This is a genomic window from Stieleria bergensis (assembly GCA_007745635.1).
GTDB lineage: Bacteria > Planctomycetota > Planctomycetia > Pirellulales > Pirellulaceae > Stieleria > Stieleria bergensis.
Window position 1 is genome coordinate 4,152,811 of record CP036272.1, and the last position, 17,835, is coordinate 4,170,645.

Annotated in this window: 24 protein-coding genes and 1 other RNA gene; 9 read left to right on the top strand and 16 right to left on the bottom strand. The window is 58.4% G+C overall.

Features of this window, described 5'->3' with window-relative positions:
• From SV7mr_RS14620 to SV7mr_RS14650, 7 genes are all read left to right on the top strand, one after another.
• On the top strand, positions 1-522 hold the full coding sequence (locus SV7mr_RS14620; RefSeq protein ID WP_145273541.1) for a RusA family crossover junction endodeoxyribonuclease: 522 nt from the start codon (positions 1-3) through the stop codon (positions 520-522).
• Complete coding sequence (locus SV7mr_RS14625) at positions 519-2,180, top strand: DEAD/DEAH box helicase (protein ID WP_145273543.1); 1,662 nt, start codon at positions 519-521, stop codon at positions 2,178-2,180. The genes SV7mr_RS14620 and SV7mr_RS14625 overlap by 4 nt, the downstream gene beginning before the upstream one ends.
• Before the next feature lie 204 nt (positions 2,181-2,384).
• Positions 2,385-2,969 carry a hypothetical protein gene (locus tag SV7mr_RS14630; protein WP_419187407.1) on the top strand — a complete coding sequence of 195 codons (585 nt, stop codon included), beginning with the start codon at positions 2,385-2,387 and terminating at the stop codon, positions 2,967-2,969.
• A gap of 52 nt (positions 2,970-3,021) precedes the next feature.
• Positions 3,022-5,229, top strand: coding sequence for a bifunctional DNA primase/polymerase (locus SV7mr_RS14635; protein ID WP_145273549.1), 2,208 nt, complete (start codon positions 3,022-3,024; stop codon positions 5,227-5,229).
• Between the two features lie 284 nt (positions 5,230-5,513).
• On the top strand, positions 5,514-5,822 hold the full coding sequence (locus SV7mr_RS14640; protein ID WP_145273552.1) for a hypothetical protein: 309 nt from the start codon (positions 5,514-5,516) through the stop codon (positions 5,820-5,822).
• Between the two features lie 288 nt (positions 5,823-6,110).
• On the top strand, positions 6,111-6,512 hold the full coding sequence (locus tag SV7mr_RS14645) for an HNH endonuclease (RefSeq protein WP_145273555.1): 402 nt from the start codon (positions 6,111-6,113) through the stop codon (positions 6,510-6,512).
• 131 nt (positions 6,513-6,643) lie between these two features.
• The gene (locus tag SV7mr_RS14650) at positions 6,644-7,942 is read left to right on the top strand and encodes a DNA modification methylase (protein ID WP_419188477.1); all 1,299 of its coding nucleotides are present in this window, start codon (positions 6,644-6,646) and stop codon (positions 7,940-7,942) included.
• A 3-nt stretch (positions 7,943-7,945) separates the two neighbouring features.
• Here the strand turns inward: SV7mr_RS14650 and SV7mr_RS14655 are convergent, their stop codons facing one another.
• The 16 genes from SV7mr_RS14655 to SV7mr_RS14725 form a co-directional block, all read right to left on the bottom strand.
• On the bottom strand, positions 7,946-8,266 hold the full coding sequence (locus SV7mr_RS14655) for a hypothetical protein (RefSeq protein WP_145273561.1): 321 nt from the start codon (positions 8,264-8,266) through the stop codon (positions 7,946-7,948).
• Between the two features lie 12 nt (positions 8,267-8,278).
• The gene (locus tag SV7mr_RS14660) at positions 8,279-8,500 is read right to left on the bottom strand and encodes a DUF4314 domain-containing protein (protein ID WP_145273564.1); all 222 of its coding nucleotides are present in this window, start codon (positions 8,498-8,500) and stop codon (positions 8,279-8,281) included.
• Positions 8,501-8,510: 10 nt separating this feature from the next.
• Positions 8,511-8,750: a hypothetical protein gene (locus SV7mr_RS14665; RefSeq protein ID WP_145273566.1), complete on the bottom strand. Its 240-nt coding sequence runs from the start codon at positions 8,748-8,750 to the stop codon at positions 8,511-8,513.
• A 252-nt stretch (positions 8,751-9,002) separates the two neighbouring features.
• Complete coding sequence (locus SV7mr_RS14670; protein ID WP_145273569.1) at positions 9,003-9,239, bottom strand: hypothetical protein; 237 nt, start codon at positions 9,237-9,239, stop codon at positions 9,003-9,005.
• A gap of 253 nt (positions 9,240-9,492) precedes the next feature.
• A complete protein-coding gene (locus tag SV7mr_RS14675; RefSeq protein ID WP_068258907.1) occupies positions 9,493-9,723 on the bottom strand; it encodes a hypothetical protein in 231 nt (76 codons plus the stop codon).
• Between the two features lie 15 nt (positions 9,724-9,738).
• Positions 9,739-10,215 carry a winged helix-turn-helix domain-containing protein gene (locus SV7mr_RS14680; RefSeq protein WP_145273572.1) on the bottom strand — a complete coding sequence of 159 codons (477 nt, stop codon included), beginning with the start codon at positions 10,213-10,215 and terminating at the stop codon, positions 9,739-9,741.
• 28 nt (positions 10,216-10,243) lie between these two features.
• Positions 10,244-10,320: hammerhead ribozyme type II (locus tag SV7mr_RS14685), an RNA gene on the bottom strand.
• A 2-nt stretch (positions 10,321-10,322) separates the two neighbouring features.
• Positions 10,323-10,589, bottom strand: coding sequence for a hypothetical protein (locus SV7mr_RS14690; protein ID WP_145273575.1), 267 nt, complete (start codon positions 10,587-10,589; stop codon positions 10,323-10,325).
• A gap of 250 nt (positions 10,590-10,839) precedes the next feature.
• Positions 10,840-11,094, bottom strand: a complete 255-nt coding sequence (locus SV7mr_RS14695) for a hypothetical protein (RefSeq protein ID WP_145273578.1) — start codon at positions 11,092-11,094, stop codon at positions 10,840-10,842.
• A 164-nt stretch (positions 11,095-11,258) separates the two neighbouring features.
• A complete protein-coding gene (locus tag SV7mr_RS14700) occupies positions 11,259-11,480 on the bottom strand; it encodes a hypothetical protein (RefSeq protein WP_145273581.1) in 222 nt (73 codons plus the stop codon).
• 155 nt (positions 11,481-11,635) lie between these two features.
• A complete protein-coding gene (locus SV7mr_RS14705; RefSeq protein ID WP_145273585.1) occupies positions 11,636-11,914 on the bottom strand; it encodes a hypothetical protein in 279 nt (92 codons plus the stop codon).
• Between the two features lie 246 nt (positions 11,915-12,160).
• Complete coding sequence (locus tag SV7mr_RS14710) at positions 12,161-12,814, bottom strand: hypothetical protein (RefSeq protein ID WP_145273587.1); 654 nt, start codon at positions 12,812-12,814, stop codon at positions 12,161-12,163.
• Positions 12,815-13,068: 254 nt separating this feature from the next.
• Entirely contained in the window at positions 13,069-13,281 is a 213-nt protein-coding gene (locus SV7mr_RS14715) for a hypothetical protein (RefSeq protein ID WP_145273590.1), read from the bottom strand.
• A 39-nt stretch (positions 13,282-13,320) separates the two neighbouring features.
• Entirely contained in the window at positions 13,321-13,482 is a 162-nt protein-coding gene (locus SV7mr_RS25435) for a hypothetical protein (RefSeq protein ID WP_419187408.1), read from the bottom strand.
• Between the two features lie 132 nt (positions 13,483-13,614).
• Positions 13,615-13,890: a hypothetical protein gene (locus SV7mr_RS14720; protein ID WP_145273592.1), complete on the bottom strand. Its 276-nt coding sequence runs from the start codon at positions 13,888-13,890 to the stop codon at positions 13,615-13,617.
• Positions 13,891-14,178: 288 nt separating this feature from the next.
• Complete coding sequence (locus SV7mr_RS14725; RefSeq protein WP_419187409.1) at positions 14,179-15,039, bottom strand: amidoligase family protein; 861 nt, start codon at positions 15,037-15,039, stop codon at positions 14,179-14,181.
• Positions 15,040-15,288: 249 nt separating this feature from the next.
• Here SV7mr_RS14725 and SV7mr_RS14730 point away from each other — a divergent pair, with 249 nt between their 5' ends.
• Positions 15,289-15,495, top strand: coding sequence for a hypothetical protein (locus SV7mr_RS14730; protein ID WP_145273598.1), 207 nt, complete (start codon positions 15,289-15,291; stop codon positions 15,493-15,495).
• Positions 15,485-17,752, top strand: coding sequence for a terminase gpA endonuclease subunit (locus SV7mr_RS14735; RefSeq protein WP_419187410.1), 2,268 nt, complete (start codon positions 15,485-15,487; stop codon positions 17,750-17,752). Before SV7mr_RS14730 ends, SV7mr_RS14735 begins: the two co-directional genes overlap by 11 nt.
• Positions 17,753-17,835: the final 83 nt, after the last annotated feature.

The window sequence follows — 17,835 nt, forward strand, 5'->3', positions numbered from 1 at the left end:
ATGTTCAAACTCAAACTTCCCTTTCCGCCGTCGGTCAACACGTACTGGCGGCACGTCGGCAACCGCGTGCTGGTCAGCAAGAAGGGCCGGCAATACCAGGCGACGGTCAGTTCGATGTTGCATCGCAAGAAGTTGAAGACGCTCGAGGGCGATTTGATCGTTGACGTTCGTTTGATCCCGCCCGATCGCCGCCGGCGCGACGTGGACAACTCAATGAAGGCGTTATTGGATGCGATGCAATTTGGCGGCGTCTATCTGGACGACAGTCAGATCGTGCGTTTGACGATCGAGAAGCACCAACCCGAACCAGCGGATCCGCGTGCCGAAGTCGTCGTGCAAAACATTCCGGCTCCGATGGGTAAGCAAGGCTTTCGATCGTGCCTTCGTTGCGACGAAGCATTTGTGTCGACGGGACCGGGCAACCGAATTTGTGAGAGTTGCACGTTCTTGAACGCGTTGCTTCCCGATGCGATGCCAATCGAACGCGGACAGAAGTTCCACAACGGGGAGCCGATGCAATGAAGCTGCGTGAATACCAACAAGCCGCCGTGGATGCGGTCTACGCTCACCTCCGCAACCGCGACGACAATCCGGTCGCCGTGCTGCCAACCGGTGCCGGCAAGTCACTCGTGCTGGCAAAGATCGCATCCGATGCTGTGGGGCAATGGAACGGCCGCGTGCTGATCTTGGCTCACGTCAAGGAGTTGCTAGAACAGAACGCCGACAAGGTTCGCCGGTTGTGCCCCGACATCAATGTCGGATTGTATTCGGCTGGGCTGAAGAAGCGTGATACGAACACGCCCGTGTTGGTGGCCGGCATCCAGAGCATCTATCGACGAGCGTGTGACCTCGATCCGTTTGATCTGATCATCGTTGACGAAGCCCATCTGATTTCAAAGAAGGGTGATGGCATGTATCGGCAGTTCTTGGCCGATTGCAAGGTCATCAATCCGAATGTTCGAGTGATCGGTCTGACCGCGACGCCGTTTCGGTTGGACTCCGGCATGATCTGCTCTCCGGATCATTTTCTCAACAGCATCTGTTACGAAATCGGTATCAAGGAACTGATCGGCGATGGCTACCTCAGCCCGCTGGTTTCCAAAGCCGGCATCAACCGAGCCGACTTTTCAGGCGTTCACGTCCGCGCCGGTGAGTTCATCGCCAGCGAAGTCGAGCAACTCGCCGGCGACGAGGCGCTCGTGTCGGCCGCGTGTGCCGAGATGGTGGAACTGACGGCCGATCGTCGGGCGGTCTTGATCTTTGCGTCGTCGGTGGCACACGGGCGGCAAGTCGTCGAAACGTTGCGTTCGCAACACGGCATCGACTGTGGTTTCGTGACGGGTGAAACGCCGGCCGATGAACGCGACGAACTGCTGGCCCGCTTCAGAGGCGACGCCCCAACATCGTTGCTCGAAACCGAACCGCTGGGTTTTCTGTGTAACGTCAACGTTCTGACGACCGGCTTCGATGCACCCCGTGTCGATTGCGTCGTAATGCTGCGACCAACGATGTCACCCGGATTGCTCTACCAGTGCGTCGGCCGTGGATTCCGTTTGCATCCCGACAAACAGAACTGCCTGGTCCTCGACTTCGGCGGCAACATCGAACGCCACGGGCCGATCGACCAGATAAAACCCAAAGAAAAGGCATCGCGACCCGATCAAGAACCGCCGGCCAAAGAATGCGAGAAGTGCCACACGCTGGTCGCGTGCGGCTATGCAAACTGCCCAGAGTGCGGTCACCCGTTCCCGCCACCGGAACGTGAAGCGCACGACGCCAAGGCAAGCGAAGCCGGCGTGTTGTCTGGCGAGGTCACCGACACCGACTACGAAGTCCAAGACACCATCTATCGCATTCATCAAAAGCGTGGTGCCGACGAAGACGCACCGCGATGTTTGCGGGTCGATTACATGATCGGCCTGGAAAAGTGGCAAAGCGAGTTCATCTGCATCGAGCACTCTGGCTACGCCCGCCGCAAGGCCGAAACGTGGTGGAACGAACGATGCCTCGATCCGTGCCCGACAACCGCCGAGGAGGCGATGGACATCGCCGTGTCTGGTCTGCTAGCCGGTCCGACGTCCATCACCGTTCGCAGCATCTCTGGCCAGCGGTACGACCAGATCATCAAGCAAACGCTGGGTGAGCAACCGCACGAAGCCCTCGAAGAAGCCCCCTTCTGACATGCAAACCGACGACCTGCCGAAAGCCCCAACCCCACAACAGCTCGAAGCTTTCCGGTTTGTCGCCGAGTGGGCTTGGTCCAACCGGATCGTCCCGAGCGAGATCCATGACGCCGCCGCGTTCGCTCTGGATCGTTCGTCACTCGCCCACGGATTCTACACGCCGCCAAACCCAACCTCGATTCCTTCCCACGCCACGAAAGGGTGCCAGTTTTGAAACAACGCATTTACTTGAACGACGGACCGCTCGATGACATCGAAGTGGTTGGCGATCACAAGCTGATCGGATTCATCACCGCGATCAATATCGAAGTCGCCGTGCCGGAGCCAAAACGAAAACAGCTTAGCCCAGAAGACATTGACTTCGACGATGACGACCTCGCGGCCCGTGCTGATTTAGATGAGGACGACGATGACGACGACGACGATGCGGCGCACGACTGCGATGACAACGAATTGACGGTCGACGAGCTGAACCTCGAAACGCATCGTTACGATCGGTTCGATAGCTGGACCGCGAAGAAGGAAAACGAGATCCAGCACGCGTTCTTCCATGGAGCCAGCCAATCGTTCGATTCGCCGGTCACGACGGATTTGTGGTCGCGGGTCAACGAGATGATGACGGGACCGGACCGCGAGCGTTGGAACCATTGGCGTTACACGTTGTTCCGATCGCTTGAAAACGTCCGCGAAACCGCCCGGCAATACGGATGCAATTCGGTCGTGGACCAGCTTGAAGATTGCCAAACGCAGGTCACGGACATCCCGGTCATGACCGTTCCCGATTGATTGTGCTTGATCGTCGTCGTTTCCGTCCGGTTCATCGTTTTGTGCAGTCGCCATGTCATCATCCAGCCCCATCGACGTTCGATCGCAAGTCGCGATTTATCGACAACGAGGCTGGTACTGCGTGCCGCTGCGCCCCAGATCCAAGTCGCCGTCACGCCGCGACTGGACGAAACTGCGATTGAACCCGGAAGCGATCCCCGACAACGCGAACATCGGCATCATCCTCGGCGAGCCGTCCGGCTGGCTCATCGACGTTGATCTTGATTGCCCCGAAGCGATCGAACTGGCCGACAGCTACCTACCGCCGACGCTGGCGATAACCGGCCGGCCGTCGGCGCTGCGATCGCATCGTTGGTACATCGCGACCAACGCAACGACTGAAAAACACCAAGACCCGAGCGACGGTTCGATGATCGTTGAACTGCGGTCGACCGGAACGCAAACGGTCGTTGGCCCCAGCATTCATCCAGATGGCGAACCATACGATGTTCTCGACGCCGAACCCTCGACCGTTCCCGCTCCTATGCTGGCCGCTTGCGTGAAAGCTCTGGCCGACGCCGTGATCGTCAAACGCGGCGTGCCCGTTTCCAAACCAAAGCCGATCGCTCCATCACAGCCAGCGGTCGATGGTGATTTTGAAACCCGAGCGGTCGCATACCTCAACGCAATGCCGCCAGCGATCGCTGGCAGTGCGGGGCACTCGCAAACGTTCGCCGCCGCAACCGCTCTCGTTCACGGTTTCGGTATCGAGCCTGATCGCGCTCTCGCGATCCTGCAAACCGAATACAACCCACGATGCGTTCCGCCGTGGTCCGATCGCGAACTGCAACACAAAATCAACCAAGCGGCAACCAAGTCCCACGATCGAGCGTTCGGTTGGCTCAGCGATGACGGACCGCTTGAACCGGCGAACGACGTCGATTTGTCCGCATTCATGGCAAAGCCAAAGTCAACAACCAAAGTCGTCATCGTCGATCCGGAACCATCGAAACCAATCCCAGAAGATCCCGGCGTTTTGCCCGAGCGTTTGCTCCGCTGTCCCGGCTTCATTTCCGAGGTCATGGATCATTGCCTGGCGACCGCACCCTATCCCAATCCCGTGATGGCGTTCTGTGGTGCGTTGTCGCTGCAGGCAGTTCTTGCCGGCCGGCGTGTATCCGATCCAGGCGACAATCGAACGAACTTGTACCTGCTCGGCCTCGCCCATTCGGCAGCCGGTAAGGACTGGCCTCGCAAACTCAACATGCGAATCTTACAAGAAGTCGGAATGGCGGATTGCGTTGGCGAGCGGTTCGCGTCGGGCGAGGGAATTCAAGACTCGTTGCACATGACCGAGTCGATGTTGTTTCAAACCGACGAGATCGACGGGCTGCTGCAATCCATCAACAAATCACGCGACGCTCGATTCGAGCAAATCATGTCGACGCTGCTGACAATGTATTCGTCGGCCAACAGTGTCTACCCGATGCGTCGCAAGGCGGGCAAAGAAGTCGCCGGCGTCATCAATCAACCGAACCTCGTCATCTTCGGCACCGCCATTCCGAACCACTACTACGCGGCGTTGTCCGAAAGAATGCTGACGAACGGGTTGTTCGCTCGAATGATCATTTTTGAATGTGGTAAGCGTGGCAAAGGCCAAGAACCGAAAATCCGGCCCGTTCCGACATCGGTCGTAGAAACTGCGGCGTGGTGGGAAAACTATCGGCCGGGCCGCGGCAACCTCGTCGATTGGAATCCGACGCCAGCGATCGTGCCGCATGATAGAGCCGCTGCTGGATTGCTCGTCGATGCACGGCGAAACGCAGAGGCGGAGTACGACCAGGCCGAGGAGGCGAACGATTCCGTCGGCACGACGGTTTGGGGCCGCGTGAGCGAACAGACTCGCAAACTGGCGTTGTTGCACGCGATCAGTCGTCGTTGTCGCGATCCCGTGATCGACGCCGAGTCCGCTCGTTGGGCCATCGAGGTGGTCGAGCACCAAACGCGACGCATGTTGTTCATGGCGGCGTCGCATGTCGCCGAGAACCCGTTCCATGCCGAGTGCTTGAAGCTGCTCGAAAAGCTGCGTGGTGCGCCGGACCGGATGCTACCGCACAGCGTGTTGCTCAAACGGATGAAGACCGACTCGAAGACCTTCGTGCAATTGATTGACACGCTGATGCAACAAGGCGACGTCGAAATGGATAGCTCGGGAACCGCCGGTCGGCCCGTGCGGCTTTACAAAATGACCGACCAAGCCGCCGCCGATCGACCGGGGTGAAACAAGGGGTGAACGAAGCCGTGAAAGGTGAAAGAAGTCGACACCGCGAGGGTGAAAGAGGGTGAAGAAAGGTGAAAGAAGAGAGAAAGAAGTTTTTAATAAAACACAACAAAAACACACACCTATTACCTTCTTTCCCCGTTTCACCCCTACCCCCATGCACACACGAAAATGCCCGTTTTTGCGTGTGTGTATAAGCCGGGGGTGAAAGAGGGAAAGAAGTCAAAACGACCCAACCAGCCAATCAACCGTTTCCGTTTCGCAATCTCGTTTTGAGGATCACCATGACCTGTACCGAATGCAAGTTCTATCAACCGCTCCAGTCGTGGCAGCGGCCTTACCTGCCCGTCAATGTTCGCTTCGGCGAATGTCGTCGCAGCCCGCCCGTTGCGTCTCGCCAACCCGACGAGCGCGACCACCAATATCAAGCGTCGTTCCCGACCGTAGAGGCCAACGATTGGTGCGGCCAGTTCGCCCCGCGAGCCGCGTTTGGCGGCCAACGTCGTGTTGACCAAGCCAACGCCGCACTCGACACCGCATCGCACCAGGACGCCACCGACGCGGCCGTGTGCGGTCTCCCCGCGACCAAATAGGTACTCCCGGCCGATGTGTTCTCTGGTAAGGGCTACGGGAACAGCGGCCTTATTAGGCACAGTTACGTTTGAGTGTCCGAACAAATTTGAGACAGCAAAACACATGAAAAATCTCTGGCAACGCAAGGCCGGCAATCTCTGCAGCCGACTCAACGCGGACCATCGAAATCACCTCCTTCTCAACGATCCCTGGAGCTATCGAGCCTACATCATCGTCCAGAGTTGGCGCATCCTCGCCAGCCAAGGAAGACTCAACCCCGACCTCGAAAAGAAAACAAAGGTAACCACATGGAAGCAATCAGCGGAACGAATGAGAAACCGAATCCACAGTCGCCGGCAATCACGACTGCTCGACAAGACGACGTGGAACTACTGGGCCAACCACCTACCGCAATTCAACCGCCGGTACGTTCCGACCAGGAAACGGACGTCGGAAAACCAACCGGCAAAATCAACGTGAAGAACGTGATGCAGCTTTTGGAACACCAAGGCTACCAATGTGCTTTGACCGGCCGCGTCTTGACGCCTGAAATTGCGTCGCTCGATCACATCGTGCCGGTCCGAGACGGTGGCGAGCACGTCATCGAAAACACGCAGGTTCTGCACCGCGACATCAACCGCGCAAAGTCGATTCTGTCGAACGCGGACTTCATTCAAATGTGCCGCGAAGTCGCCGCCTTCGCGATGTAGCAACCCACGTCCGTCCGAACGCATCGGATCATTACCTAACTACCTAAATTACCTACCGAACGACCTATCTACCTATCTAGCCCTTCCACCCGTTTTCACTCTTTGGGAAGGACTCTGCCATGCAGGTCGAAATGTGGACGCTTGATCGAATCAAGCCTTACGAAAATAATCCTCGCATCAACGACGACGCGGTCGCCGATGTGGTGCAAAGCATCAACGAATTCGGTTTCCGCCAACCGATTGTGGTCGACACCGCCGGCGTCATCATCGTCGGCCACACGCGGTTCAAGGCCGCGAAGCAACTCGCGCTGGCGGAAGTGCCGGTTCACGTTGCCAAAGACATGGAACCCGAAGCGGTCCGGGCCTACCGGATTGCAGACAATCGGACCGGCGAGAACGCGGAGTGGGACTACGATCTGTTGCCGCTGGAAGTCGGAGCGTTGCAAGACTCGGGTTTTGATTGCGAACTGCTCGGTTTCGATTCCGACGAGTTGGCCGCATTGCTGGAACCCGGCGTCGGCCAGGGTTTGACCGATCCCGACGACGTTCCCGAACCGCCAGACGAAGCGATCACGCAGCGCGGCGACATTTGGATCCTCGGCGACCACCGTTTGATGTGCGGTGACTCGACCAGCGTTGAAGACCTCGACAAACTCTTGGCCGGCGCGAAGATTCAACTCTGCAACACAGATCCGCCGTATAATGTGCGGGTTGAGCCCCGCAGCAAGAACGCGATCGCCGCCGGCAACAGTTCCTTCGAGGCTGGCAAGGGCAAGACGAAGGAAGGGCCAAAGAAGATGCGGGCCAAGGATCGTCCGCTTGAAAACGACTTCGTGTCCGACGAGGAGTTTGACCGGCTGCTCAAAGCCTGGTTCAGTAACATCACCCGCGTGCTCGAACCCGGTCGGTCGTTTTACATTTGGGGCGGGTTCTCAAACATTGCCAACTATCCGCCGGTCCTCGCCGCGGCCGGTTTGTATTTCTCGCAAGCGATCATCTGGGACAAGCAACACCCAGTGATGACGCGCAAGGATTTCATGGGTGCTCACGAGTGGGCGTTCTACGGTTGGAAGGAAGGTGCCGGCCACAAGTATTTCGGACCGAACAACGCCACCGACCTTTGGCACGTCAAGAAGATCGCGCCGCAGAAACTCGAACACCTCACCGGCAAGCCGGCCGAACTGGCGGTCTTGGCGATGCAGTACTCGTCCCGCCGCGGCGAAAACGTACTCGACCTGTTCGGCGGCAGCGGTTCGACCTTGATCGGAGCCGAACAAACCGGTCGCAAGGCGTTCTTGATGGAACTCGATCCGCCGTATTGCGACGTGATTGTCGATCGGTACCAACGCTTCACCGGCAATAAAGCGGTCCTCGAACGCACCGGCGAGTCACCGATCCCGGTCGGTGCCCGCGAGGAGAACATGCGGTAATGGTTAGAGTTCCAAACAGGACCAAGTTGCGTCGTCAAAGACATACAGGTACCGCGCCCCAAGGTTCTTGGCGTAGTCGACCAGTGCGTCTCGCGTCGGCAACTTGGCCGGCGAATCGCCGTTGTCGTAATACTCCGGATCACCGATCTCGGAATGCAGAAAACGAATGTCGCCTCGATCAACCAACGCTTCGACTTGCTCGGCGTTCAAAAAATGCTCTTCGAGCAACCGACCGGCGTGCTCGGGATAGCCGTCGAAGTGCAGGTAGGTCGCAAGGTAGTCGCCGCTTGGCCGGCGGACTGCGATCGTGGCTCGGGTGGACATGGTTTCAAATCCTTATTGCGTGTCGGCCGCCGGCGGCGAAACCCGCTCGACGACATCCGGTGGAATGGAAAGCATCAATGACCGGTCGTTGTCCCAATCGACATCGACTTGCGTCCAACCTCGTTGTGGATACACGCCGGCGACCGTTCCGGTGGTGCCGGCGGGAATTGGGTCGGGGTCGTCGGTCATCGAAACCAGGCGGACGCGGTCGCCCGCCTTGAGTTTGGTTTGCATGGTTACGTTCTCAGTTGCGAGCGTTGTTGGTTTCGTCGACCAGGGCGGCGACTTCGGAAAGCTGGGCGTTGATCAAGTTCAAAGCCCGGACGTGCGTCCATCGCAACGCCTTGTTGTCGGGTTTCAACATGCGATCGAGTTGCAATTCGATGTGTTGCAGCAGGTCGCGTGAAATTTGGTGGGCGTTGTCGTACGCCGCGGCCGGTTCGATCGGCCGCGGGGCGAGGGTTTGAATGTTGGCGTTCTTCATGTCGTTTCTCCGTTTGGGAAAGGAATCGTTTCGCGGTTTGCGTGTGACACATGGAGCCATGACGTTTCGCCGGCAGCAAGCGAAGTCCGGCAAACATTCCAAAAGAACTCGAATGTTTTTCAACGCCGGCGAACAACCGCAACAAACGCCGCGTGTCGGCCGGTTCCGGTGCGCGGGATGGTTTGCCGCACAACGAAAAAACGCCCGGCAGCCGCGGGCGTTGGGCGTGTCTCGCGAAGCCGCGTTCTCCGGCTAGAAAGGGATGACCGAATGCGGGTTGTCGCCGGTAATTCGGAATTGGTTACCGGTTGTCATCTCGGCGTACAGCTCGTGGTCGCGTCGCGTGACCCATTTCACATCGCCGGGTTCGCGGTCGGCGGTTCCCGGTCGCCAGCATTCGTAGCGGCAACCCGGTTCGGGATAAATCTTCTCGCCTTCTGCGAGGTGCGAAAAGCAGCCGATGTCGCTGATGTAGAATTTAGTGTCCATGTTTTGTCTCCGTTGAAAGAAGTTTTTCTGTACGCCCCGTTGGCGTGTGACACATGGAGCCATGACTTTTTTCAACGCAGCAAGCGAAGGCCGGCGAACAGTCCGAAGAATGTTGAATGTTTTTCATTGCCGGCCAACGACCACGACAAACGCCGCGTGTCGGCCGACTCCGGTGCGTGGCATGGTTGGCCGCACAACGAGAGAACGCCCGACCGTGGCCAACGTCGGGCGTGAGTGGCGAAACGTTCGCCGGCTAGAAGGAAAGTGGAACCAAGACGTGAGCGTTCGGTCCGGTTACCGCGAACTCGCGTCCGTTGGTTGTCGTGGCGAGGATGCGGTTGCCGCGGCGGGTGATCCCGACCACGGTCCCGCGTTCAAACCGGCCGGCGATCGTCCGCAGCTCGTAACCCATGTCGGCTTCCGGCTTGGCGGTTTCGCCGTCAACCAAATCCTCGATCTCGCGTATGTCACCAATCGTTTTCATGGCGTCGCCTCCCCTTCAAACTCGAACCGTGAACCGGCCGCGTTCGGTTTTGACAAACCGGCTTTCGTCGCCGCGTTTGAGGTCGCGAAGGATCGCCGAGTACAGCGTCGCGTGCGGAGTTTTGCCGCCGGGGCTTTCCCAGAGGTTTTGTTCCACCATGGCGGAAATCATTTCTTGCGAGTTCATCGGTTCGCCGGCGGTTTCCAAAACCTGCAAGGCCGCTTTGACGCACGAAAGCTTTTTCTCGCCGCCGGCTGCCGTTTCGGTTTTCGCTTTCTTCTTCAACACGCGTTTCGTTTCGCTGGCTGGCGTGGTTGCGCGGGCCGGCCCTTGAAGCCGGGCGGCGGTTTTGATGCGGACCTTTTTGTTGGTCGCCAAGTTGGTCGCGTCCCAGCCGCCCGACGAATTCTCCGCGTCGATCCGGATCGTGACCTTTTTGTTGGTGACCTTCGCGAAGTACTCACCACCGATTTTTACGTCTGCCTTTTTCATCTTTGTCTCTCCGTTTGGAATCGTTCGTGGTTGGCTGCCATCGTCAGGCCGCGGAAACCATCCGCGACGACGCCGGCCCTTTGCGGGTGAGCCGGCGTTTCGGCTTTTCAAACCCAACGCATGATCGGGGGCACCCGTCGGCGGACTGGCCGGCGAAACATGTCGTACCAGCGGTCAAACGCTTCGCTGCAATCCGACCGTTTGATGCCGATCGAGTCGTACGTGACGTGTCGGTTCGGGTCACCGTGTTCGGCGTATTTCTCCTCGGTGATCAATTCCCATTCGCGGCCGTGGAAGGTGACGAAGTAGCCCTCGTCGCGTCCGTTGACCCAGACGGTGCCGGCGTAGCTTTCAACTTCAAAAGAAAAGTCCATGGTTTCGTTCTCCGGTGCGGGGGTTGGTTATTTTCCGCTGCGTTGCGGTGACACACATGAGCCATGGTTTTTCAAACAGCTCAAGCGAAGTCCGACAGGTTTCTGGAATGTTTCTCGATGTATTGCTTGGCCGGCGACGTTGCCGCGTGTGGCCGGCACTTGCGCGTGGGCATGGTTTGCCGAACATGCCGGCAAGCGGGCGACACCGGCGGGCCGTGGCCGCCGGTGCCGCGTCCGTGCGGCCGGCGGTCTAAACCACCCCGCCCAGGTTGCTTTGGCGAAGCAGGTCGTACATTTGGGCGAAGATGTAGTGTTCGTCCAAAAGCGGGCCGGCCTTCGCCCCCAGGTCGGCGTCGGCCATTTCAAGGGCGTCCGCGAGCGGTTTGAGGTTGTCCGCGATCCGGTAGAAGTCTTCGCGGATACGTTGGTACGCGTCCGGGTCCAGCTTTTGCATCTCGGTGCGAAGGTTGGCGATCGCGGTCTTTTGGGTTTCGTTCAAAGCCATGGTTTGGTCTCTCTCGGAAAGGGTTTTGAAAAAGCGTTTTGCCGTTCGGCGTTAACACACATGAGCCATGACTTTGAAAACACCTCAAGCGAGTTCGGGCAGCTTTTCGCAGCCTTTTTCCATGTTTCTGGAAAGCGGCGATAACTCGCGACACACGGGCGAATTCAGTCTTTGAAATTCTTTTGGAACTTCGCCAACAACCCGTCGACTTCGTCGTGCAGGTCGTCCAATTCACCGAATGTTTCGGTCAACCCGCGTCGCGAAACCGCGTCGGCCAGCGGTATGTTGGCGACCGCGTCGCGTAGTTGTTCGATCAAAAGCAACCCCGACGTTTGGGCGTAGAGAACGTCGGCGGTCGAAGGTCGATTTTGGGTGGCGGTTGCCATGGGTGTGTCTCCGTTTGGAAGGGTTGGAAAGAACCGTTTCGGTGACACACATGAGCTATGCGTTTGCGAACGCATCAAGCGGAATCTGCCGGCGGTCGGCAATCATTCAAAAAGTTTTTCAAATGACCGCGACCGCCGGCGTTCGCCGCGGTCGGCTATCGGCCAATGTCGTCGTGAAGCGTCGCGTTCAACTCCATCAGCCCGTCGTAGAACCGTTGCAGCGCCGGGTAGACGTGCTGGCCGTCTTCGGGGGCGTAGATGCCTTCGGGGTCAAAGTTGTCGACGTAGTCGGTCAACTCCGAAAGCATTTCGAGCGTTGCCGCCTTCAAGCAGCAATCCGCCGCTTGGCGTTGCCGCGCCGCGTAGCGTCTTTGCAAAACTTCGAGGCGGTTGGGGCGAGGGCGGCGGCCGTTGATTTGGGTTGCGGTTCGCATGGGTGTGTCTCCGTTTGGGAAAGGAATGAAAAACCGTTTCGGTGACACACATGAGCCATGGGTTTCCAAACAGCTCAAGCGAAGTTCGGCAGCAATTCGCAGGGTTTTTGAATGTTTTCAGATGTCGCGAACGTGCCCGATAAACGCCGCGTGTCGCGTCGTCAAATCTCACCGGCAAACAATGCCCGAACAAGAAAACGCCGCGGCGTTGGGGCAACGTCGCGGCGTGTTAGGGATGCCGGCGTGCTATCGAAGATGCCGGTCAAATTGTTTCGCCGCTTTCCAAATCGCGTGGTGCAATTCGTCGGCCGCGAGTTTGCAGATCGCTTCGGTTTCGAGGTCGCCCGGTTCGATGTCTTCCAAGTCACCAACGTCGGACGTCAGTTGCCCCAAGATGTGAAGCGTTGCGAACACGGTTTCGCCAAGCGATTTGTATTGGGGCGGGCGTTCGCTGGGTTGTCCGTTTGTATTGGTCGCCGGCGTCGTGATTGCTCGCGACGTTGCGACCGTAGTGCGAGCGGCTGGCGTCGTCGCTGCGGTTCGTTGCCGTTGCGGTTCGACGGTTGCTGGCGTCGTGGCGGGCGTTGCAACCGTGGCCGGTTGGGCGGGCGTTTCGTCTTCCGATCCGTCGGGCATGATGACCGGCAGCGAACTTTGGCCCATAACCGCGATCGCGCTTTGCACGCGGTTGTATTCGGCCATCAACAAGTCGCGTTCTTCGCGGTCAAAGCGGTGTGCGGCGTCTTCAAGATATTCGGACAAGTAGTACAGGTTGTCCCAAAGGTCGTCGAACGCCGATCGAATATTGCGGGCTTCGCTCGGTGCCCGTCGATCGAGGTGGTTGAAGATTCGGCGGATGGTGACGTCGTTTGGGTTGGTGGTTGGGGCTGCGTTGGACATGTTTGTCTCCGTTGAGAAAGGGTTTGAAAACCGTCTTGCGGTGACACACATGAGCCATGGGTTTCTAAAGAGCTCAAGCGAAGTTCGGCAGCAATTCGCAGGGTTTTTGAATGTTTTGCGATGCCGCCGACGCGGCCGATAAACGCCGCGTGTGGCGTCGTCAAAACTCGCCGGCGAACCATGCGGAAACGGAAAAACGCCGCGGCGTTGGGCGAACGTCGCGGCGTGTGGCGGAGCGGCGAACTCGCCGGCGGTCAATCGTTTTCGCCGCCCTCCATCAACTCCTCGAGGCGAGCACAAAGATGCCGAAGCGAGCCGACGTCGTCCCATCCGATCGCCGGCCCGTCGTCCGATGGTGCCGGCGTGTCTTCGATGCGTTGGTGCAAGTTTTCGAGAAGCGTCAAAGCCCGAACGTGGGCGGCGGTGTATTCGGCTTCGATGCGTTGGTGGTTGGTGGCGCTGGCCATGGTTGGTTCTCCGTGTTGGAAGGGAAGGTTTGGTTTCGTTCAGTCTGTGGCGATTGGCGTTTCGAGCGTGGCGACCTCGATTCGTGTTCCGTCGGCCAGCGGTATGTAGAAGCCGCCGAAGGTTGGTCGAGCGGTATCGAAGACCTCAACGCCGTTAATTCGGTCGCCGGGTTTGATCTCGTGGGCTCTGCGTTGCGTCATCGCGTTGTCTCCGTTTGCGGGAATGAAAAACCGTCGTGCGTTGACACACATGAGCCATGCGGTTTTGATCCCAGCAAGCGAAGTTCGGAAAACATTCGAGATGTTTTCCGAACTTCTTTTCGCCGGCCGCGGCTAGCAATCGCGGCAGGTCTCCCACGCCCGTTTGCTGCCGTAGCAGATCTGGCCGCCTTCGACGATGTAGACCATCGCGTCGTCGGCGACGTCTTGGTCGTCGAAGAATTCGCTGGCGTCTTCTTCGCTCGCTTCGTTCATCTCCGCGCCGCTGGTCAGGCCGGCGATGCGGTTTTCAAAGGGCCAGTTTTGCTGCGTCATCAACCGCACTTCGCAGTCGTCGCCGTGCGTTTCGCGGTACTCTTCCAAAAGCGTCATCAGTTCGGAAACCGTCATGTTTGTCTCTCCGTTTGGGTGAATGAAAAACCGTCTTGCGATGACACACATGAGCCATGCATTTCGAGACGCAGCAAGCCGCTCCCGGCAGCAATTTGCAGGGTTTTTCCATGTTTTGAGATGTCGCCGACGGGGCCGACAAACGCCGCGTGTCGGGCCGGCCGAAACAGTCGGCCCCTACCTGTTACCTATGCCGTTTCGCCGACAGGTTGCCCGCCTTCGGCCGACAAACCGAAGAAACGCCGCGGGGCAAACCGCGGCGTTGGTGATGCGGCAAGCCGCCGGCCGTTAAACCGCCCGGTCGTACTTGCGAGCCATTTCGAGAAGCTTCTTTTTGACCGGTTTCCATTCACAGGTTTGGTCGCCGGCGGTCAGTTCGCCGAACCGTTTGTTGCGAAGGTCGCCCTTGTACCAACCCTTCGTCCAACCGAGCCGGTAGAAGAGCCGGTTGAGTTCCGTTTCGCCTTCGCCGGCACCCGGTCGGTCCCAGCAAGATTTGGTGCCGGGCTTTTTGGCGTAGTCCCAACCGCTGCACCGTTTGCTATTCAAGGCGAGTTCTACCAAGCCGAGTACGAGTTGCAGGTAGCCGGCGATTTTGTCTTTGTTGAGGCTGCCGGCGAAGGCCCGAATCTCGATGCGGTTTTTGCCGCGGGCAAGGTGGGTCAGGTTGAGCAAGTGGTAGCGATCCGATTCGCATTGGCGTTTCGCGGCGTCTTTGTTGCCGTAGTCTTTGATCCGCTTCGTCCAACGGTTTTGTTCGCGGCGTCGCGTGCCGGTAGAAGCGTAGATGGCTCGTTCGTGGTTGCCGATCAGCGAGATGAGTCGCGAAAGGGCCGCGGCGTCGTTATCAAACCCAACAGTGACGTGGATTCCCGTGCTGAAATTTACTTTCCCGCCGCGGGCCGTGATCGCGTCGACAGCGGTCAAGACGCTTTGCAGCCCTTCGTAGCCGCGAAGGACCGGTGAAACAAATTCGCATCCTTTGCGGTTCGCGGCGAGCGTCTGGATGCTCGAATCCCGTTCGGCTTTCCAACCCGCCGGCAGCCAGGCGACCGGCAATCCGTTGTGGTATCCGCCGATCGGCGTGGTGTCGGTGGCGGGCATGGTGGTTTCGAGTTCGATGCCGAAAGCGATGTCGTTGGCGTTCATCTTTGTCTCTCCGAAAGGCGTGTGAATTCGTTTGTTGAATGCACATGAAGCCATGCGTTTTGAGACACCTCAAGCGAAGCTCGGCAGTAATGTTTCAGTAATTCGCAGCTTTCTTTTGATCCCCATATGCGGCCGGTGTTGGCCCAACGTGGTTGGCCGAAACCTGCGGCCGACCATGCCAAACATGCAACTTCTCGCGACCGTTGCCAACGTGTGCGGCGTGTCGCGATTCCTCCCAATGAGCCCGTCATGGAAGACAAACCGAAGTCCGCAAACCCAAATCGGTTGACGCCGGAAGATCTCGCGACGTTGCTATCGAACCGCCGAAAGAAACGCGTCGAACTCGAACACATCCAGGCCGACATCGAAGCCGGCGCACCGACGAATGCCGACGGCACCCTCAGCGTCGTCGCGTACGCCGCTTGGCTCTTGCAGGAGAAACACCGTGGCGATTGATCCCTTGAAAATGCGGCCGAGCGAATGCTGCCGGACGCTCAATAGCACGCCTTTGGGAACGGTGCTGACGGATCGGCAGCTGTATCGCTACCGAACCGAAGCCGGTGTGTTGATCGGCGATGGCACGCATGTCGATCTTCTTCGGTTCACCGCTTGGCTAATCGACAAGCGTCACGCTCCGAAACCCCCAGCCGACGCCGATCCTTATGCGAAGGTCAAAGAGTCGGCCCGTGCCCGAAACGCCGCGGTCGCTCTGGCCGGCCGCGACATTGGCGATCTACCAGTCGTCGAAGATCCGCAGCGCAAAGCCAGGGCTGCCGGCAGTTTTCAATTCTTTTGTGAAGCGTATTTCAAACTGACGTTTCATCTTTCGTGGTCACCGGACCATTTGAAAGTGATGCGAAAGATCGAAGAGGCGGTCGTTCGCGGCGGCTTGTTCTCGCTCGCGATGGCACGCGGAAGCGGCAAAAGCTCTCTGGCCGAGGTCGCCTGCATTTGGGCAGTGCTCAATGGCTATCGCGATTTCGTCTGTTTGATCGGAAGCGATGAAGGCCACGCCTGCGACATGCTCGATTCGATCAAGACGGAACTCGACGCGAACGAAAAACTGCTGGCCGACTACCCGGAGGTCTGCTTTCCTATTCAAGCGTTGGACGGAATCTCGAACCGAGCGAACGGCCAACTTTATAAAGGGAAGCGAACGCAGATCGGATGGACGGCCAAAGAGGTCGTTTTGCCATCCATTGCCGGCAGCAAAGCCAGCGGTGCCATCATCAAGGTTGCCGGTCTGACGGGCCGCATCCGCGGAATGAAGTTCAAGCGGCCGGATGGCAAAACTGTTCGGCCTTCGTTGGTTGTGCTTGACGACCCGCAAACCGACGAGTCTGCTCGTTCGCTATCGCAATGTGCGAACCGCGAAGCAATTCTCGCCGGTGCGGTGCTGGGACTCGCCGGCCCTGGTAAAAAGATCTCCGGCATCATGCCATGCACGGTAATTCGCCCCGGCGACATGGCCGATAGCATTCTGGATCGCGACAAACATCCCGAATGGAATGGCGAACGCACTCGAATGGTCGATTCGTTCCCGACCAACGAAACGTTGTGGGAACGCTACGCCGAGATTCGCAGCGAGGGATTCCGTGCGGGCGATGGCGGCGCGGCCGGCACCGAGTTCTACCGTCGGAACCAAGACGAGATGGATGCCGGCGCGGCTGTCTCGTGGAAGGAGCGGTTCAACGAAGACGAACTGTCGGCAATTCAACATGCGATGAATCTGAAGTTGCAAGACGAGGCCGCATTCTTCGCCGAATACCAAAACGATCCGCTGCCGACCGAAACCGTCGACACCGATCAGTTAAACGCTGACCAGGTCGCCGAGAAAGTCAACAACATGCCGCGGCGAACCATCCCGATTGCCGGCAACCATCTGACCGCGTTCATTGACGTCCAAGGAAAGCTTCTGTTCTACGTCGTTGCCGCGTGGGAGGACGATTTCACTGGCTACGTCGTCGACTATGGAACGTATCCCGATCAACAACGAACGCACTTCACGCTGCGTGATGCTCGCCATACGCTTGCCACCGCCAGTGAAGGCACGGGACTCGAAGGCAGCATCTACGCCGGCCTTGATGCGTTGACGCAGGATTTGCTCGGCCGCGAGTGGCAGCGAGACGACGGCGCAGCGATGAAGATTGGGCGTTGTCTGATCGACGCGAACTGGGGCCACTCAACCAACGTCGTTTACCAATTTTGCCGGCAAAGCCCGCACGCGTCGATCTTGCTTCCGTCGCACGGCCGCTTCGTCGGGGCGTCATCGAATCCGTTCAGCGAATACAAACGCCGGCCGGGCGATCGCGTCGGCTTGAATTGGCGAGTGCCGTCGATCAATGGCAAACGAGCGATCCGTCACGTGATCTACGACACGAATTGGTGGAAGTCCTTCACGCACGCGAGGCTCGCCGTTGCGATGGGTGATCGCGGTTGCCTTTCAATCTTCGGTGACCGCGCCGAGCAACATCGCATGTTCGCCGAACAAGTCACGGCCGAGTACTTCATCAAAACCGAGGGTCGCGGCCGAACCGTGGACGAATGGAAAGCCCGACCAGAACAGCCTGACAACCATTGGCTCGATTGCCTCGTTGGATGTGCCGTCGGTGCGTCGATGCAGGGAGCGTTGTTGTTTGGAACCGACATCGAACGTGCGCCGTCGCGGAAGCGAGTCAGCTTCAAAGAACTTCAGCAACAAAGGCAGCGATAACGAGAGTTTTTGCATTTTATCGGACACGTTTTCCAAAACGCGGCATAGGTAACCTGAGAAGGACATATTTATTTCGCGAGTTA

Excerpts from the sequence above, each read along its gene's own strand:
- SV7mr_RS14720 (WP_145273592.1), bottom strand. The coding sequence starts at position 13,890 with ATGACGGTTTCCGAACTGATGACGCTTTTGGAAGAGTACCGCGAAACG.
- SV7mr_RS14700 (WP_145273581.1), bottom strand. The coding sequence starts at position 11,480 with ATGGCAACCGCCACCCAAAATCGACCTTCGACCGCCGACGTTCTCTAC.
- SV7mr_RS25435 (WP_419187408.1), bottom strand. The coding sequence starts at position 13,482 with ATGACGCAACGCAGAGCCCACGAGATCAAACCCGGCGACCGAATTAAC.
- SV7mr_RS14695 (WP_145273578.1), bottom strand. The coding sequence starts at position 11,094 with ATGGCTTTGAACGAAACCCAAAAGACCGCGATCGCCAACCTTCGCACC.
- SV7mr_RS14660 (WP_145273564.1), bottom strand. The coding sequence starts at position 8,500 with ATGCAAACCAAACTCAAGGCGGGCGACCGCGTCCGCCTGGTTTCGATG.
- SV7mr_RS14650 (WP_419188477.1), top strand. The coding sequence starts at position 6,644 with ATGTGGACGCTTGATCGAATCAAGCCTTACGAAAATAATCCTCGCATC.
- SV7mr_RS14710 (WP_145273587.1), bottom strand. The coding sequence starts at position 12,814 with ATGTCCAACGCAGCCCCAACCACCAACCCAAACGACGTCACCATCCGC.
- SV7mr_RS14715 (WP_145273590.1), bottom strand. The coding sequence starts at position 13,281 with ATGGCCAGCGCCACCAACCACCAACGCATCGAAGCCGAATACACCGCC.
- SV7mr_RS14670 (WP_145273569.1), bottom strand. The coding sequence starts at position 9,239 with ATGGACACTAAATTCTACATCAGCGACATCGGCTGCTTTTCGCACCTC.
- SV7mr_RS14620 (WP_145273541.1), top strand. The coding sequence starts at position 1 with ATGTTCAAACTCAAACTTCCCTTTCCGCCGTCGGTCAACACGTACTGG.
- SV7mr_RS14640 (WP_145273552.1), top strand. The coding sequence starts at position 5,514 with ATGACCTGTACCGAATGCAAGTTCTATCAACCGCTCCAGTCGTGGCAG.
- SV7mr_RS14635 (WP_145273549.1), top strand. The coding sequence starts at position 3,022 with ATGTCATCATCCAGCCCCATCGACGTTCGATCGCAAGTCGCGATTTAT.
- SV7mr_RS14675 (WP_068258907.1), bottom strand. The coding sequence starts at position 9,723 with ATGAAAACGATTGGTGACATACGCGAGATCGAGGATTTGGTTGACGGC.
- SV7mr_RS14645 (WP_145273555.1), top strand. The coding sequence starts at position 6,111 with ATGGAAGCAATCAGCGGAACGAATGAGAAACCGAATCCACAGTCGCCG.
- SV7mr_RS14625 (WP_145273543.1), top strand. The coding sequence starts at position 519 with ATGAAGCTGCGTGAATACCAACAAGCCGCCGTGGATGCGGTCTACGCT.
- SV7mr_RS14665 (WP_145273566.1), bottom strand. The coding sequence starts at position 8,750 with ATGAAGAACGCCAACATTCAAACCCTCGCCCCGCGGCCGATCGAACCG.
- SV7mr_RS14690 (WP_145273575.1), bottom strand. The coding sequence starts at position 10,589 with ATGGACTTTTCTTTTGAAGTTGAAAGCTACGCCGGCACCGTCTGGGTC.
- SV7mr_RS14725 (WP_419187409.1), bottom strand. The coding sequence starts at position 15,039 with ATGAACGCCAACGACATCGCTTTCGGCATCGAACTCGAAACCACCATG.
- SV7mr_RS14655 (WP_145273561.1), bottom strand. The coding sequence starts at position 8,266 with ATGTCCACCCGAGCCACGATCGCAGTCCGCCGGCCAAGCGGCGACTAC.
- SV7mr_RS14705 (WP_145273585.1), bottom strand. The coding sequence starts at position 11,914 with ATGCGAACCGCAACCCAAATCAACGGCCGCCGCCCTCGCCCCAACCGC.
- SV7mr_RS14730 (WP_145273598.1), top strand. The coding sequence starts at position 15,289 with ATGGAAGACAAACCGAAGTCCGCAAACCCAAATCGGTTGACGCCGGAA.
- SV7mr_RS14680 (WP_145273572.1), bottom strand. The coding sequence starts at position 10,215 with ATGAAAAAGGCAGACGTAAAAATCGGTGGTGAGTACTTCGCGAAGGTC.